Genomic DNA, 13265 nt, shown 5'->3' with positions numbered 1-13265 from the left:
CTATATAACGATTTTTAATAATCGAATAGCAAGGCTAATGGTTATGATGATGGAATTGAGTGAAGAATTTCCTGTTTGTCAGCATTCTTTCTCACCTCTAATTTCCAATTAATGTAGCATATTATAAAATACAATTCAATTAAAATTAGATTTTATTGGAGAAGATTTTTTATGTATTAGATTTAATCGACTATTGTCTCCTTTTTCGGTTTCTTAAGAAACTCAAACATTATTTTGATTTGAGAGTGTGTATTTCTTGCAGTAGAGAGCTCTGGCAAATGATCCTCTTCAAAAAAACATATATCCTTCGTCTCTATTCCTGTTTTGGCTTTCCCTCCAACAATTTCACATAGAATGAACAGTTTATAATAATGAAATGCTTGTAGAGGATGACCATGCTTTCTCATATCAAATAATGCCAGCAATCTTGTCGGAACGACTTTATACCCTGCTTCCTCCGTTATCTCCTTCACAATATTCTCTTTTGGTGACAAGCCTACTTCGCAGAATCCCCCGGGTAGTGACCATCTATTATCATTTTTTTCCTTTACCATTAAAATTTTATTTTCGTGGAACACTACCCCGCGCACATCTACTTTTGGTGTCGGATATCCGGATTCGTGTTGAAAAATATCGACGATTTTTTCTTTTTTAACACTTGTATGCTCTTCCAATATTTCGGCGCTAATTCTCCGTAACTCTTCATATCGTTCAGTATCAAATTCATTTTTGGAAAAGGTAAGCCCAGCTTGTGCTATAGCTTGAATCCTTTGTGCCCAGTTCAGCCATTTTTGACTAATATGGAACACCTCCGAATTTCTGGAGAGCATCAAGATCTGTATCATCAAATGTATCAGATTCCCTTAATGTAAGTTTCGCTCCTAATGCATGAAATGCTTCTACTACATTTTCATAGCCACGTTCAATATGTTCTACACCTGTAATCATTGTCTCTCCTTCCGCTGCCAAACCGGCAAGTATAAGACAAATGCCTGCACGGATATCAGAAGCATGAACGACAGCACTCTTTAACGGGCTTTTCCCTTTTATAAAGGCAACTCCAGAACGTACTTTTATGTCCGCTCCCATTCTGACTAGCTGCGGTACATGATTGAATCGATTAGGATATACTTTATCGCTGATAATACTTTTCCCAGATGCTTGAGTTAAGAGCGCAGTCATTGGCTGCTGTATATCCGTAGGAAATCCCGGATACATAGCAGTACGAACTCTCGTAGCCTGAATTTTTCCATTTGAGTAGGACGTAATAGAATTGCCTTCGATTAAAAATTCGAAACCAATTTCCTGTAATTTTGAAATACAGGCTTGTAAATGCTCAGGGATGACATTATTAACTGTAACAGTTCCCCCCACTGTACCGGTAGAAATTAAAAAAGCTCCGGCAATTAATCGATCGGGAATGACAGTATGCACACAACCGCTCAATTGCGATACTCCTATAATGCGGATGGTATCCGTACCGGCACCGCTTATTTTCGCTCCCATTTTATTAAGCAAAATAGCTGTATCAATTACTTCAGGATCTCGCGCCGCATTTAACAATGTAGTAGTACCTTTTGCCCGAACCGCCGCCAGCATGCTGTTAATGGTTGCTCCAGAGGTAATTGTATCGAAATAAATAGTTGCTCCTGTTAATTCTTGCGCCTCCACTTCATAGTAATCCTGATGAAAAGTGAATTTCGCTCCCATTTTTTCAAATGCCTTTATGTGCTGATCAATTGGTCGGCTGACAAAATTGTCTCCTCCAGGGTATCCTAATGATACTTTTCCGTATTTTGAAAGTAATGCTCCAATAAAATAATAAGCTGTTCTAAAGGCAGAAGATTTATTTGGGTCCATACTCGTATTGAAAATATTGTTTGCATTTATATATACTGCATCAGAAGAATCTCTGATTATTTCTATTCCCATTTCTGCTCCTAATTGACAGATAACCCGGTAGTCCGCAATATTGGGGATTCCCAGCAATGTAACAGTGTCATCAGCTAAACAGGCAGCAGCAAGCAAAGCAAGTGAGCTATTTTTTGAACCAGGTATTGTAACGCTTCCTTGTAACTGCGGTGTTTGCTCTATACTAAGCCATTTCATTATTTTCTCTCTCCAATTCCTTTTCATCTGCAAAAATAATCTCGACTTGTTTTCTTTTTATATCTTGAATTGCTGTCTCCGATGCCCCTTGGTCTGTAATCATCAAATCAATTGCTTCTATTGGTACAGACATGATAAACATCCGATGTCCTACTTTTTCATAAGGTGCTAGACAAATATTTTTTCGTGAAATCTCTGAAACTGCCCGTGAAAAAGCAGCTCCTTCCGGTGTAGCTGTACTAATTCCCTTAGAATCAATACCGCCACCGGTTAAAAAGCTTTTATCTAATGTGAATTTTCGAATCATCTCTATCGCTAATGTATCAATCATACTTCCGGCTGAATCGGCTCTTAATTTTCCACCAATTAAGTAAGAAGTGATATTTTCTCGCTTTCTGATTGCTTCGGCAATTTTAATGGAATTAGTAATTACCGTAAAAGGGAAGTTAAACGGAAGATATTTTAACATTCCAAACTGAATACCGGCCCCGCCGATAAAAACTGTATCATGCATATTAATATAAGAAGCAGCTAACTTGGATATAGAATTTTGATGCGGTGCCGCAAAACCATATCTAGTAGATTCCGGCTGTGGCAATGTACGCACCTTAGGAATGGTATCTATTATTATCGCGCCACCGTATGTTTTCTGAAGTAATCCCTGTTCCTCCATAATCGTAAGATCTCTCCGTATAGAGTCGATGGAAATTTCAAACATATCAGCTAAGTCTTTAGCAATGACACGACCTTCCTCTTGAATGATGTCTAATATTTTATGTCTGCGCTCCTCCGCTAACATGCAAAACAACCTTTCAGCTTTTTTCATTTTTCGCTAATTTCATCTTATTCATTTTAGTTCATCATTGTCAATGTATTTATTCGCTATTTTTCACGTTGTTTCATTTTTATGCATCATTTAATTTTGGCTTTGTACAAAAAAATGCGATTCCCAGTAACAGGAATCGCGTCAAAGAAGGCACCTTTTACTTCCAATTTATAAAGAAAAATTAGGTGTAATGGTAAGAGACAATCGATTATCCTGACTTACATCATCAATCTTCACTAATATATTGGACCAGTAATCCTTTGTCAGCTTAAATATTTCATATTGTTCATTTTTATATTGCATATACAGCTTTTTTTCTCCAACCATATTGCGGTTATAGATGGTTAGCATTTTCCTTTCATTCGATTTAACTTTCTTCACCTTCTCTTCCCAGCTTTTAGATCCTTCTATAAAAAAATGCAGGTCTAAAAGGTCATGCTTTGTGTCATTGTCGATAAATATATTGGGCAAGGTCTGAATTCCAAAATACATTAACTTCATCTCCTTCCTTTTATCGAGCTTTTAAGTATTAATACGAAAGGGAAAACTTTTAGTTTCAGATAATTGGATTTTTCAAAACAAAAAAAGCAACCTGAGTTTCCAGATTGCTCCTACTAGCCTTTTAAAAGTGTAATAAATTCCTCTAATTTTGAAAGGGATGTTAAATTTTCGTTGCATTTTATACTGTCCTGGCAAATATAATTCCCTCTTCTAGTGTAAGTGCCTTGAACCTTTCCCTTTATTTCTGACATGAAGAGTCCAATTTCCGAATGGCGTTGGCAAAGCACACAAACACCTTTTTTCGAAGAAGATGTAAAGTTTCCATGAAGTCCAATAAGTTTATGATTTAGAGGTGCGATCAAATACTTTTTATTGGACCCTTTGTCATCCCAACCAAGGTAGCTTATTTCTTTAAAATCCACGCCATCCAAAGCAGGCAGCTTTAACTTTTTTGCTTTCGGAAATAACTTTTTTACCGTCTGTTCAGTTACCTCTTTAAATGGGATAACGTAAGGCTTTATTTTTCCTATGAAAGCTTCTGCTAGTTGGCTATCCTCCACATCTGATATCTGCTCTAATAGTTGTTTTTGTTCCATGCTTAAGTCGGAAAATACGTTCATTACTTTATCATACGTTAATGACTTTAAGGCATTTAACACTTTTCTGTCGTTCACACTAGAATGACCATTTATGAGAATTTGCGTTTGCAATTTTATAAATTGATATTGATCCGCTCGAATAAATAATTCCATTTTATTACCTCCTTACACTTATTACTTTAAGTGATTTTGACATTAGATCATATGTAGAAAATGAATATAAAGAAAAAATACATAACAAATGCGCAAGCGCCTTGTCCATCGGCGTATGGATTTTGTAGTCTTCGACTGAGATAAAGGAAACACAGTGAGGTAGTTCACGAGCTGATGTTGACTTATCGTAGGGAGGAGACGGAGAAATCCACTAGCCGATAGGCGGTGAAGCTAGACGTAAACAACTTTTCTAAAATTATCCACAAGGTTTAATTATATAAATTCCTAAGCAATAATAAAAAAGCACTGAAAATCTCAGCGCTTCGAGTAAACGATTTTTTTTATTGTTTCCACAGAGAGAAAATATCTATCAGAAAGCCCTTGAATGGTCGTTCCTTTCTTAAAGGCATTTCTAATCTCAGCATTCCGCTTGTCGATGAAGCTTCTTCCTCCAGATTTCGTTCCCCATTTTTTACGGGTGGATTCCTTTCGAGGTATATAAATAGATTCTCCCTGAACATATTTTTGAATTTCAATGATGAGTTTCTCCGGTAATACCGTGCTTGCTTTTACATATTTCAATTTTAGCCAGCCCCTTATTTATTTTTTCCTATCAAATAAGGTGCAAAGCCTTTCATGAAATGGCGATGAACTATATATTAGACCCCATGCAAAGTATCGCCTTCCCAAATTCAGGCTTTGCATGAGTAGTTAAAAATTTAGGCAATAGTATTGTGATTGCCATATAATTGCCTCCCCTACTAATTTTTCTTTCACCAATATTATACTTTCAATCAACCTGTATTGTCATGTTCATTTCTTTATAATTTGCAACATGATCAGATGCTGGATAAATACGAAGGTCTTCTAAGTGAACATCGACTTGCAGGTTCCTGTATACTTGGATCATAAAAGCTTAGTTTTTTAATGAAATAACATGTTTCCGGAAAATGATGCTCCAAAAATCGTAGAGTAGTCTTGTTTAAAACCTTGTTTTCCTTATATTTTGTTACCATACTATATATATATCGACTCATTTCTATGGTTGTTTGCCCAACTTCACGAGCAAATTCCTGCTGCCGTGCAAATCCAGGCTCTTTAAATCTTAAATATCCTTTTAAGTGATGATTTTGAACAATAAATACCTGATATTTATTTATATACCCTTCTATTTGTTTTGTGGAAAAGACCTCAATTGGGTCCACTAAATTTCGAAATAAAACGGCATGCCCTAATTGGTCTTCTAGCCATAAATCCATCAAATATATTAAGGAAAGTGGTTCAGGCTCCATTCCTTGGACCAGATAATTTAAAATGCGTAAGTATTCCTGGTTCTCTGCCAATGTTCCGTTTAAATAGGTCGGGGATAAATTCAAATTAACGTTATTATCAATTCTTAATGATTGAAGCTTTCCTTCAAATTCAAAATATCCTCTAGCCACTGACCATGCCTGCTTGGAAAATTCAATCATTAATTCATCTGAAGCTTCCCGTGTTTTAGGTATATTTTTGATCATTCCAAGTAGGTTACCAAATAATTGAATATATTGTTGTGCCGTTTGAACATATTCAACCTCAGTGACAGATAAATGATCTCGCACAAAAAAAGCGTGGTCCTGCAACACCTCCAACCAAAAAAAATGCTCCTCCCAAATGGAAATCAATTTTTTTGTCAATTTCGCTCTCCTCCTTTGCCTATTATATAAATACGAAAGATAATACCAAGAGATGATTACGAATAAATATTCCCACATAACATATAGAAAAATAGGAAAAATAAAACTATCTAAATAGACTAAAGGGAAGTAGAAATGATGAAAAACACCTATAAGTTTACTCTTCTTATGACAATTTTACCTTGGCTCTCTATCCCATTTATCGGATCCAAGACGTTTAAAAGATTTCTTCCAGGGTCTTTATTTATGTGCTTTTATCTCATAATAGAAGGAATCATTGGGGAAAAGAATAAATGGTGGTGGTTTCCAATTCGAATAAAACCAAATGTATTAGGAGAATTTCCATTAATATTTGGTCCTTTTTTAGTTGGATCCATATGGATTTTTAAATACACCTTTGGAAAATTCGCTTTATATATGAAAACAAATTTACTTATCGATGCATTTTTCACCTACATTCTCCTTCATTATTTTAAAAAGGTTGGATATGTCTCATTAGTGAGATTTTCCAAATTTAAATTATCCATTCTCTTTTTAATAAAATCGGTTGTTATGTATGGTTTTCAATTTTTTTATGAGAAATATAACCATCAAATTACTATTGAAAATTATCCAAAAAAACAATGAAATAGTAGCATTTTAGAAATAATTTTTGAAAGAGAGGCTACTCCAGTAAAAGTCTCTCTCTTTTAATGGGTAAATAAAAAACACAAAAACTATTGTAGTATATCAAAATATTCCTTATAATACTATTAAATTGGAATAGTGAAATAATAGATACAATTCCAACGTCTATCTTCTTTTTAGGGAGATGAAAAAGCGTATTTTAAGCTCTATCAACAAGGGGGAACAAGAATGGGTTTAATAAGAAAGTGGAATCAATTAAGTTTGGTCAAACAAATACTAATAGGATTGATCATTGGTATAATTCTCGCAGTTACGATACCAGCCGTTGCTAAGCCATTTACTATTCTAGGCTCTTTATTTGTAAGCGCTTTAAAGGGTATCGCTCCAGTATTAGTATTTTTCCTAGTAATGTCTGCCATCGCACAACATAAGAGCGGGCAAAAAACAAATATGAAGTCTATCATAGTCCTTTATCTATTAGGCACCTTTTTAGCTGGGTTAGTAGCGGTAATTGTGAGCTTTATTTTTCCAGTAACTTTAACATTACCAAAGAGTACAGAGAATTTGACGGCTCCCGGTGGCGTAGTAGAGGTGCTTAAAACCTTGCTGTTAAACATCGTTGATAATCCAGTAAAAGCCATTTTCAATGCAAATTATATTGGTATATTAGCTTGGGCAATTTTACTTGGTTTAGCTCTGAAAAAAGCTCCCGATACTACCAAAACTATGATATCTAATTTTTCAGATGCATTATCCAAAATTGTTACTTGGGTGATAAAATTTGCGCCATTTGGAATAATGGGCCTAGTCATCGATTCTATTACAGCAAATGGTCTTCGCTCATTAATTGGTTATGGAAAATTACTTGCGGTATTAATTGGATGTATGCTATTTGTAGCTTTTGTTGTCAATCCAATCATCGTATATGTATGTGCCCGACAAAATCCGTTTCCACTCGTATTTAAATGTTTAAAGGAAAGTGGTATTACGGCATTCTTTACACGTAGCTCCGCTGCAAATATTCCTGTTAATATGAAATTATGTGAAAAACTAGGCTTGGATAAAGATTCTTATTCCGTTTCCATACCTTTAGGTGCAACCATTAATATGGCTGGTGCAGCTGTAACCATATCTGTATTAACACTTGCTGCAGTTCATACACTTAACATTGAAGTTGATATTCCGACAGCCATAATCCTTAGTATTCTTTCCGCAATATGTGCTTGCGGTGCTTCTGGAGTAGCAGGCGGTTCCTTACTATTGATCCCATTGGCTTGCAGCTTATTCGGAATTCCAAATGATGTTGCGATGACAGTTGTTGGGGTAGGATTTATTGTAGGAGTTCTGCAGGACTCTTGTGAAACGGCACTTAACTCCTCAACCGATGTACTTTTCACTGCAACGGCAGAATTTAGAAAGCGTCGCTTAGAAGGGCAAAAAACGGCCATGAAACAAGCGGTTAAAAAAGCCATATAGTAAAGAAATCCCTCTATTTTCTAAATAGAGGGATTTCTTTGTTAAAGTGTTATGTTAGTTTACATTTAAAAGATAATTGTTGCAGCTTCTCGAAAAATATACCAGCATGATATCCATCACATACAGCATGATGTAATTGCATGGAAACTGGTAATAATACTTTGTCTTGTTGATAAAAATATTTTCCTCCAGTAATGATGGGAAGTAAATAATCATTATCATGTTGAATATGTAAATGGAATCCCGTAAAGCTTACCCAAGGAATACTTGAAATATATTTTTAGGAATATTTCCCTTTGTATCAAAACCTTTTAGATCACCATAACAATCCATATCCATTTGATATTTTTTATAAAAAGTAGAAAATTCATTGGTGAATTCAGTCCAAATGCTGGAGAATGATTTTTTATCCTGATGAAAAATGGTATAGCTTGTAATCATTTGATTCCAATAGCCCAATACACCTTCTTCGTTAAAACAAGTCCGGAATTCTTGATGAGAATTCACTATATTACTTACTATGAAAATAAAGGCAGGGTATAATTTTAAACTTTTATTACGTAACTGTTCTAGTAACAAAGTAATATCGATATTTGCTGATATACTATAATTGCAGTTTTGATGCAAATAATGCTCAAAATACGTCTTTCTCTCCCAGTTTTCTCGATCAATTGTATGGAATTTCAATTTTATTAGCCTCCTAAAATATAGTTTGATTCTAGGAGGCTAATTTATCTGCTTTCACCATTTTCTTCACCCCTTCAATTACTTTGCCGTTTTATAAACTTATCTTATGCCTATCTTTCTATTTCCAGTTTTCTTTGATTTACATCGTTAATCGCTTGTAACAGCATTTCCTTGGTGAAGTCAGGAAAAAACACTTCACTGAACCATAGTTCCGATTTTGAAGACTGCCATAACAAAAAATTACTAAGTCTTTTTTCTCCTCCAGTTCGGATGATAATATCCGGATCAGGAAGTTCTTTTGTATAAAGATAATTATTGATTAGATCATCATTTATTTCTTCTATTTGTACCTTAGAGTTGTTTATATCCATTATTAAGGATTTAACGGCAGCTAGTATTTCGTTTCTGCCCCCATAGTTTAAAGCAAAATTAACGATCAGCTGATTATTACTGGAAGTTTCATTTATTGCCTTTTTGAAAGCATTTTGGGTATGTAAAGGCAACCCATCCATATCTCCGGAAATACAAATTCTTATATTATTCTTTTTAAACTTAGGCAGCTTTTGATTTAAGTATTCTGCAGGAAGATCCATTAAATATTGTACCTCTTCCTTTGGTCTTTTCCAGTTTTCCGATGAGAAGACATATAAGGTCAATATTTTTACGCCTAATTCTAGAGATGCCTCAATGATTCTTTCCATTGTCTGAGCACCTGCAAAGTGACCTTGACTTCTCGTTAGTCCCTGCTGAACTCCCCATCTTCCGTTTCCATCCATCATAATTGCAATATGTGTTGGTATGTTCGCTTTCACTTTTTCATCAACTTCCTCTATCCTCAATATTTGCTTTATTCTACTTAGAAAATTTGAACGCAGAAAGAATAAACAAAGCCCCGCCTAACATCCAAAAAGGTTCCCAAAAAAAGAGTCTCCACATAGCAGCGAAGTTTTCTATTTGAAGTGAGATATAGCCAGTTACTGAAAGAAAAATGGTTCCAAAGTTAACTAAGCCATATAAAAATAGTAAAATTCCACCAATGAGAGCTATGAAATATAGAGTCCGATTCACTAATTTAGACCATTTTCGCAGGAGAAGCAGTAAAAAGAAGCCCCCAGCCAGCTTAATTAAACCTGTTATCCAGACAATGGCTATAAATGAATCTTCTCTTTCCAATGCTTTTTGATACATTATTCCACCTAAAGTTTTAACTCCTAGCATTCCCCCACTAGCCCAATAAAAACTTATGAGAGAAAACAACATGCACCAAAACGCACCTGCAATAGCATAATAGTTTTTACTTTTCCCCACACTTATCACTCCCTTAGTTATTTCAGATAACAGAAAGTGAATCTCAAAATAGTTTTTTCTTTTGAAAGTATTTTACATTATTGCGTTCTTCAATATATTTTCATTCATATCTCCATACGCTTTACTCGAAGAAGTTGGAGTGGCTTGGATAATGGAAATAAAATTGCTCTCCGGTATAACATTTAGTTCTTGTCCTCCAAATTCTCTACACTGCATTTATGGCCGCTTATCTTCCTCATTTAAAGCATCGAATATTCTGCTGGACTTTCGGCTTCCGGAAACCACTGTCCATTTTCCCTTAGGAATGGGGATATCAATATTCTTTAGTTTATGTATATGCGCACCTCTGATTTCAGTATATTCAGACATAATACTCTCCAATATTTATTTAATGGAAATCAGATAATCCTTTCATTCTCTTATACCAGTCGATTTTCCTTTAATTTTTTAGGAGAAATTTGCTTAAACCATTTGGAAAGTCTTTTAATGGCTGTTCTATTAATTGATAGAAAACATAATAGCTATCCCGTTTTGCTGTTATTAACCCAGCTTCCCCAAGCTGTTTTAAATGCTTAGAAATTGCGCCCTCTGTCACTCCTATTAATCCTGCTAGCTCTCTAGTAGATCGTGGTCTGTCGGCTAAATACTTTACTATTTGCAGTCTCGTGAAATCCCCAATTGCTCGCAAAAATTTTATAAGCTCCTCTGGAGGGATTGGCTTCGCAGCTTCCAGCTGATTTTCCATTATGGAATAATTAATCCCAATCGGTTTATCCCGTTTGACAAATAAATGTGGCCAGGCAAAATACGATGGGGTTAAAAATAATTCTTCCTGTTCATCAATAAATATGTAATCCTTCGAAACTCTCCTAATTACCGCCTTATTTTCACTTGGATAAACGGCTATTTCTGGAGATAGGCTCGATAACAACTGTAATGGTCCTTCCTTCAATAATGTAGTGCCTCTTAAAGAAATATCATTTACAAATAGCTCCTCTATCCTTGGCCATTCTTCCTCCAAGCAAACCTTCCAAAAGTCCTCCAGCATACGAATAAAACGAGCTCTGTTCTTTTCAGGGTTATTTAATAACTCTGTAATTACCTGTCCTGATTCAGGGTACCTTTTCAAGGCTATATCCGAAAATTTTTGTTCAACTTGATGAATATTCATTTCATCTGCTGCCCTATCGTTCAAGATAATACCCATTACTGTACTGGAGTAAAATTCAATTGGTTTTTGAGCCAATAGATCAAGCTCACGTTCAAAAGTAGTAAAAGTAGTATTACTGTGATTATCCCAAAATGTAACAATTGGCCTTTTATAAAGAATACTAAAGGATTCTATTTCTTCTTTTAATGCGGTATGCACCTTTTTCCGGGCATTTAAAACCCACGGTATATGCAATGGATGGTGCTTGCAATCAACAAATACATGCAGTGCTAATAGTGTTTCATGTGCAGCGGAATAACCAAATGCAATTTGCTCTGCTGAAAAATTGGAAAAGCGTAATGTAAAAGACATTTTGTGCACCTCTAACTGATTTACTCTTTACTCAATAAGTAGTTTTCTATATTACTAACATCATATAATAGGTCCAAATACTACACAATTTTTAATAGAAAGGTCGATGAAGATGCATTTTAAGAGCAAGCATTTTGAGCTGCAAAAGCTGAAGGATGGAATATATGCTGCAATTGCAAAGGATGGCGGAGGCTCTGTTGGAAACGCGGGTTTTGTAGATCTAGGTGATCAAACGATTGTTTTTGATACTTTCAATACACAACAAGCGGCGGAGGACTTACAGCATTTTGCTGAAAGCATAACAGGTCAATCAGTTACATGGGTTATTAATAGTCATTGGCACGGAGACCATGTGCGCGGCAATCAGATTTTTAAAGACAGTCATATTATTTCCAGTAGTACGACATATCAAAAAATGAAGGAGCTTCATCCTGAAAGAATTGCAAAACAGAAGAATGATATAAAAGGTCTTTTGCAATTTATTGAATCATTAATAGAAAAAAATGACATAGGGTTGGAGAATCAAATTCGCTTTTTAAAAGAAATAGCGACTTCACTGCCCTCTCTAGAGCTAGTACTCCCGCATCAAACATTTAATAGCAAAGTCATGTTTCATGGTTCAAAAAGGCAGGCAGAACTTTTTACATTAGGTGGGGGACACTCTTTCTGCGACGCGATTTTATATCTTCCAGACGACAAGGTCATCTTCATGGGTGATTTATTATTTGTTGATACGCACCCTTCGCTTTTCGAGGAATCCAATCCTGAAAATTGGATTCGAATTTTGAATGAAGCGAAAAAAATGGAGATTGATATAGCGGTTCCCGGGCATGGGCCGGTTGGAGCAAAGCATGATATGAAATCTTTAATGAATTATATAAATAAAATAACCACTTTAGTTAAAGAAAATAGGAATCTAGATGAGCTTTCCATACCACCTAAATTTCAAAAATGGTCAGCTAGTGAAAATTTTATACGAAATTTAAAGCTGCTTAAAGAAAATTCACAAGGTATTAATTAAAAAAAGACAAAACGTATGAAGAAATGGAATCTCATACGATTTAATCTTTTTTCAAAATTAGATTATCAAACAACCGCTATCCGATTATCTGACATAATGCTTCCATCTTTCATGGTTATCATCCGACTTGCTTTAGCAGCTAGCTTTAGATCATGGGTAACGAAAAACACTCCGCATCCTTCATGAATATTTAGCTCGTGTATCAATTCAAAGATACGATCTCCCGACTCAGAATCCAAATTACCAGTTGGTTCATCTGCAAGGAGCCAGTCAGGTTTGTGGACAATCGCACGGGCAATGGCAATTCTTTGCTGCTGCCCACCAGATAACTGGGATGGTAGCGAATTTTCTTTATCAGCTAGGCCAACCTGTGCTAAAACCTCTTTTGCACGTTGAACTTTATTGTAAGAAACGTTTCGTGAAAACAATGGTGAGAGGACATTTTCAAGTGCGGTTAAAGTAGGTAGGAGGTGAAATTGTTGGAAAATAAACCCGATGTGTTCAAAACGAAAATCCGCGATACTATTTTTACTTTTGGTTATAACTTCTTCCCCATCATATAAAATCTTTCCTGAGGTTGGAGCATCAAGGGTTCCTAGCAGACTAAGGAATGTTGATTTTCCTGACCCTGAAGGACCAACGATAGTAATAAATTCTCCTTTACTGAAAGTTACATTAATATCTAGGACAGCATTTGTATTAACACCGTCGCCTGCAAATGATTTGCCAACATCGATACATTCTATTTTTTTATCATTTT

General features: G+C 35.4%; 15 protein-coding genes and 1 pseudogene. 3 read left to right on the top strand and 13 right to left on the bottom strand.

All coding sequences use genetic code 11. From position 1 onward, the window contains the following. Positions 1-182: 182 nt before the first annotated feature. The 7 genes from KHA87_RS05250 to KHA87_RS05220 all read right to left on the bottom strand — a co-directional run bounded on the left by KHA87_RS05250 (position 183) and on the right by KHA87_RS05220 (position 5864). Positions 183-800, bottom strand: a complete 618-nt coding sequence (locus tag KHA87_RS05250; RefSeq protein ID WP_213094252.1) for an NUDIX hydrolase — start codon at positions 798-800, stop codon at positions 183-185. Continuing rightward, positions 796-2109, bottom strand: coding sequence for a UDP-N-acetylglucosamine 1-carboxyvinyltransferase (gene murA / locus KHA87_RS05245; protein WP_213093041.1), 1314 nt, complete (start codon positions 2107-2109; stop codon positions 796-798). The genes KHA87_RS05250 and murA overlap by 5 nt, the downstream gene beginning before the upstream one ends. Continuing rightward, complete coding sequence (locus tag KHA87_RS05240) at positions 2096-2908, bottom strand: DeoR/GlpR family DNA-binding transcription regulator (RefSeq protein WP_213093040.1); 813 nt, start codon at positions 2906-2908, stop codon at positions 2096-2098. Before KHA87_RS05240 ends, murA begins: the two co-directional genes overlap by 14 nt. 195 nt (positions 2909-3103) lie before the next feature. After that, positions 3104-3427, bottom strand: a complete 324-nt coding sequence (locus KHA87_RS05235; RefSeq protein WP_213093039.1) for a hypothetical protein — start codon at positions 3425-3427, stop codon at positions 3104-3106. Between the two features lie 122 nt (positions 3428-3549). Beyond that, complete coding sequence (locus KHA87_RS05230) at positions 3550-4188, bottom strand: FusB/FusC family EF-G-binding protein (RefSeq protein ID WP_213093038.1); 639 nt, start codon at positions 4186-4188, stop codon at positions 3550-3552. Positions 4189-4503: 315 nt separating this feature from the next. Beyond that, on the bottom strand, positions 4504-4770 hold the full coding sequence (locus KHA87_RS05225; RefSeq protein WP_213093037.1) for a CD3324 family protein: 267 nt from the start codon (positions 4768-4770) through the stop codon (positions 4504-4506). A gap of 257 nt (positions 4771-5027) precedes the next feature. Beyond that, the gene (locus tag KHA87_RS05220) at positions 5028-5864 is read right to left on the bottom strand and encodes a DUF2935 domain-containing protein (RefSeq protein WP_249310139.1); all 837 of its coding nucleotides are present in this window, start codon (positions 5862-5864) and stop codon (positions 5028-5030) included. A 135-nt stretch (positions 5865-5999) separates the two neighbouring features. Between KHA87_RS05220 and KHA87_RS05215 the strand changes: the two genes are divergently transcribed. Both KHA87_RS05215 and sstT read left to right on the top strand, forming a co-directional pair. Then, on the top strand, positions 6000-6491 hold the full coding sequence (locus KHA87_RS05215; RefSeq protein WP_213093036.1) for a hypothetical protein: 492 nt from the start codon (positions 6000-6002) through the stop codon (positions 6489-6491). A gap of 228 nt (positions 6492-6719) precedes the next feature. Then, positions 6720-7967, top strand: a complete 1248-nt coding sequence (gene sstT, locus KHA87_RS05210; RefSeq protein WP_213093035.1) for a serine/threonine transporter SstT — start codon at positions 6720-6722, stop codon at positions 7965-7967. 49 nt (positions 7968-8016) lie between these two features. Here sstT and catA read toward each other — a convergent pair. The 5 genes and pseudogenes from catA to KHA87_RS05185 form a co-directional block, all read right to left on the bottom strand. Continuing rightward, a pseudogene (gene catA, locus KHA87_RS05205) lies at positions 8017-8654 on the bottom strand (type A chloramphenicol O-acetyltransferase). Positions 8655-8764: 110 nt separating this feature from the next. After that, complete coding sequence (locus tag KHA87_RS05200; RefSeq protein WP_283249412.1) at positions 8765-9493, bottom strand: isoprenyl transferase; 729 nt, start codon at positions 9491-9493, stop codon at positions 8765-8767. A gap of 13 nt (positions 9494-9506) precedes the next feature. Continuing rightward, a complete protein-coding gene (locus tag KHA87_RS05195) occupies positions 9507-9962 on the bottom strand; it encodes a DUF3995 domain-containing protein (protein WP_349305555.1) in 456 nt (151 codons plus the stop codon). Between the two features lie 216 nt (positions 9963-10178). Next, on the bottom strand, positions 10179-10331 hold the full coding sequence (locus tag KHA87_RS05190; protein ID WP_213093034.1) for a hypothetical protein: 153 nt from the start codon (positions 10329-10331) through the stop codon (positions 10179-10181). A gap of 70 nt (positions 10332-10401) precedes the next feature. After that, positions 10402-11484 (bottom strand): ArsR/SmtB family transcription factor, encoded by a 1083-nt coding sequence (locus KHA87_RS05185; protein WP_213093033.1) that lies wholly within the window; start codon positions 11482-11484, stop codon positions 10402-10404. Between the two features lie 112 nt (positions 11485-11596). Here KHA87_RS05185 and KHA87_RS05180 point away from each other — a divergent pair, with 112 nt between their 5' ends. Continuing rightward, positions 11597-12505: an MBL fold metallo-hydrolase gene (locus tag KHA87_RS05180; RefSeq protein WP_249310137.1), complete on the top strand. Its 909-nt coding sequence runs from the start codon at positions 11597-11599 to the stop codon at positions 12503-12505. Positions 12506-12570: 65 nt separating this feature from the next. Here KHA87_RS05180 and KHA87_RS05175 read toward each other — a convergent pair whose 3' ends face one another. Then, complete coding sequence (locus KHA87_RS05175) at positions 12571-13185, bottom strand: ABC transporter ATP-binding protein (RefSeq protein ID WP_349305578.1); 615 nt, start codon at positions 13183-13185, stop codon at positions 12571-12573. Positions 13186-13265 lie beyond the last annotated feature (80 nt).

This window comes from Bacillus sp. FJAT-49736 (assembly GCF_018343615.1).
Taxonomy (GTDB): Bacteria; Bacillota; Bacilli; order Bacillales; family Bacillaceae_C; genus Margalitia.
This window is presented reverse-complemented; position numbering and strand designations above follow the sequence as displayed.

Coding starts and splice junctions, on each gene's coding strand:
- murA (WP_213093041.1), bottom strand. CDS start 2,109: ATGAAATGGCTTAGTATAGAGCAAACACCGCAGTTACAAGGAAGCGTT.
- KHA87_RS05240 (WP_213093040.1), bottom strand. CDS start 2,908: ATGTTAGCGGAGGAGCGCAGACATAAAATATTAGACATCATTCAAGAG.
- KHA87_RS05235 (WP_213093039.1), bottom strand. CDS start 3,427: ATGTATTTTGGAATTCAGACCTTGCCCAATATATTTATCGACAATGAC.
- KHA87_RS05230 (WP_213093038.1), bottom strand. CDS start 4,188: ATGGAATTATTTATTCGAGCGGATCAATATCAATTTATAAAATTGCAA.
- KHA87_RS05215 (WP_213093036.1), top strand. CDS start 6,000: ATGATGAAAAACACCTATAAGTTTACTCTTCTTATGACAATTTTACCT.
- sstT (WP_213093035.1), top strand. CDS start 6,720: ATGGGTTTAATAAGAAAGTGGAATCAATTAAGTTTGGTCAAACAAATA.
- KHA87_RS05190 (WP_213093034.1), bottom strand. CDS start 10,331: ATGTCTGAATATACTGAAATCAGAGGTGCGCATATACATAAACTAAAG.
- KHA87_RS05185 (WP_213093033.1), bottom strand. CDS start 11,484: ATGTCTTTTACATTACGCTTTTCCAATTTTTCAGCAGAGCAAATTGCA.
- KHA87_RS05180 (WP_249310137.1), top strand. CDS start 11,597: ATGCATTTTAAGAGCAAGCATTTTGAGCTGCAAAAGCTGAAGGATGGA.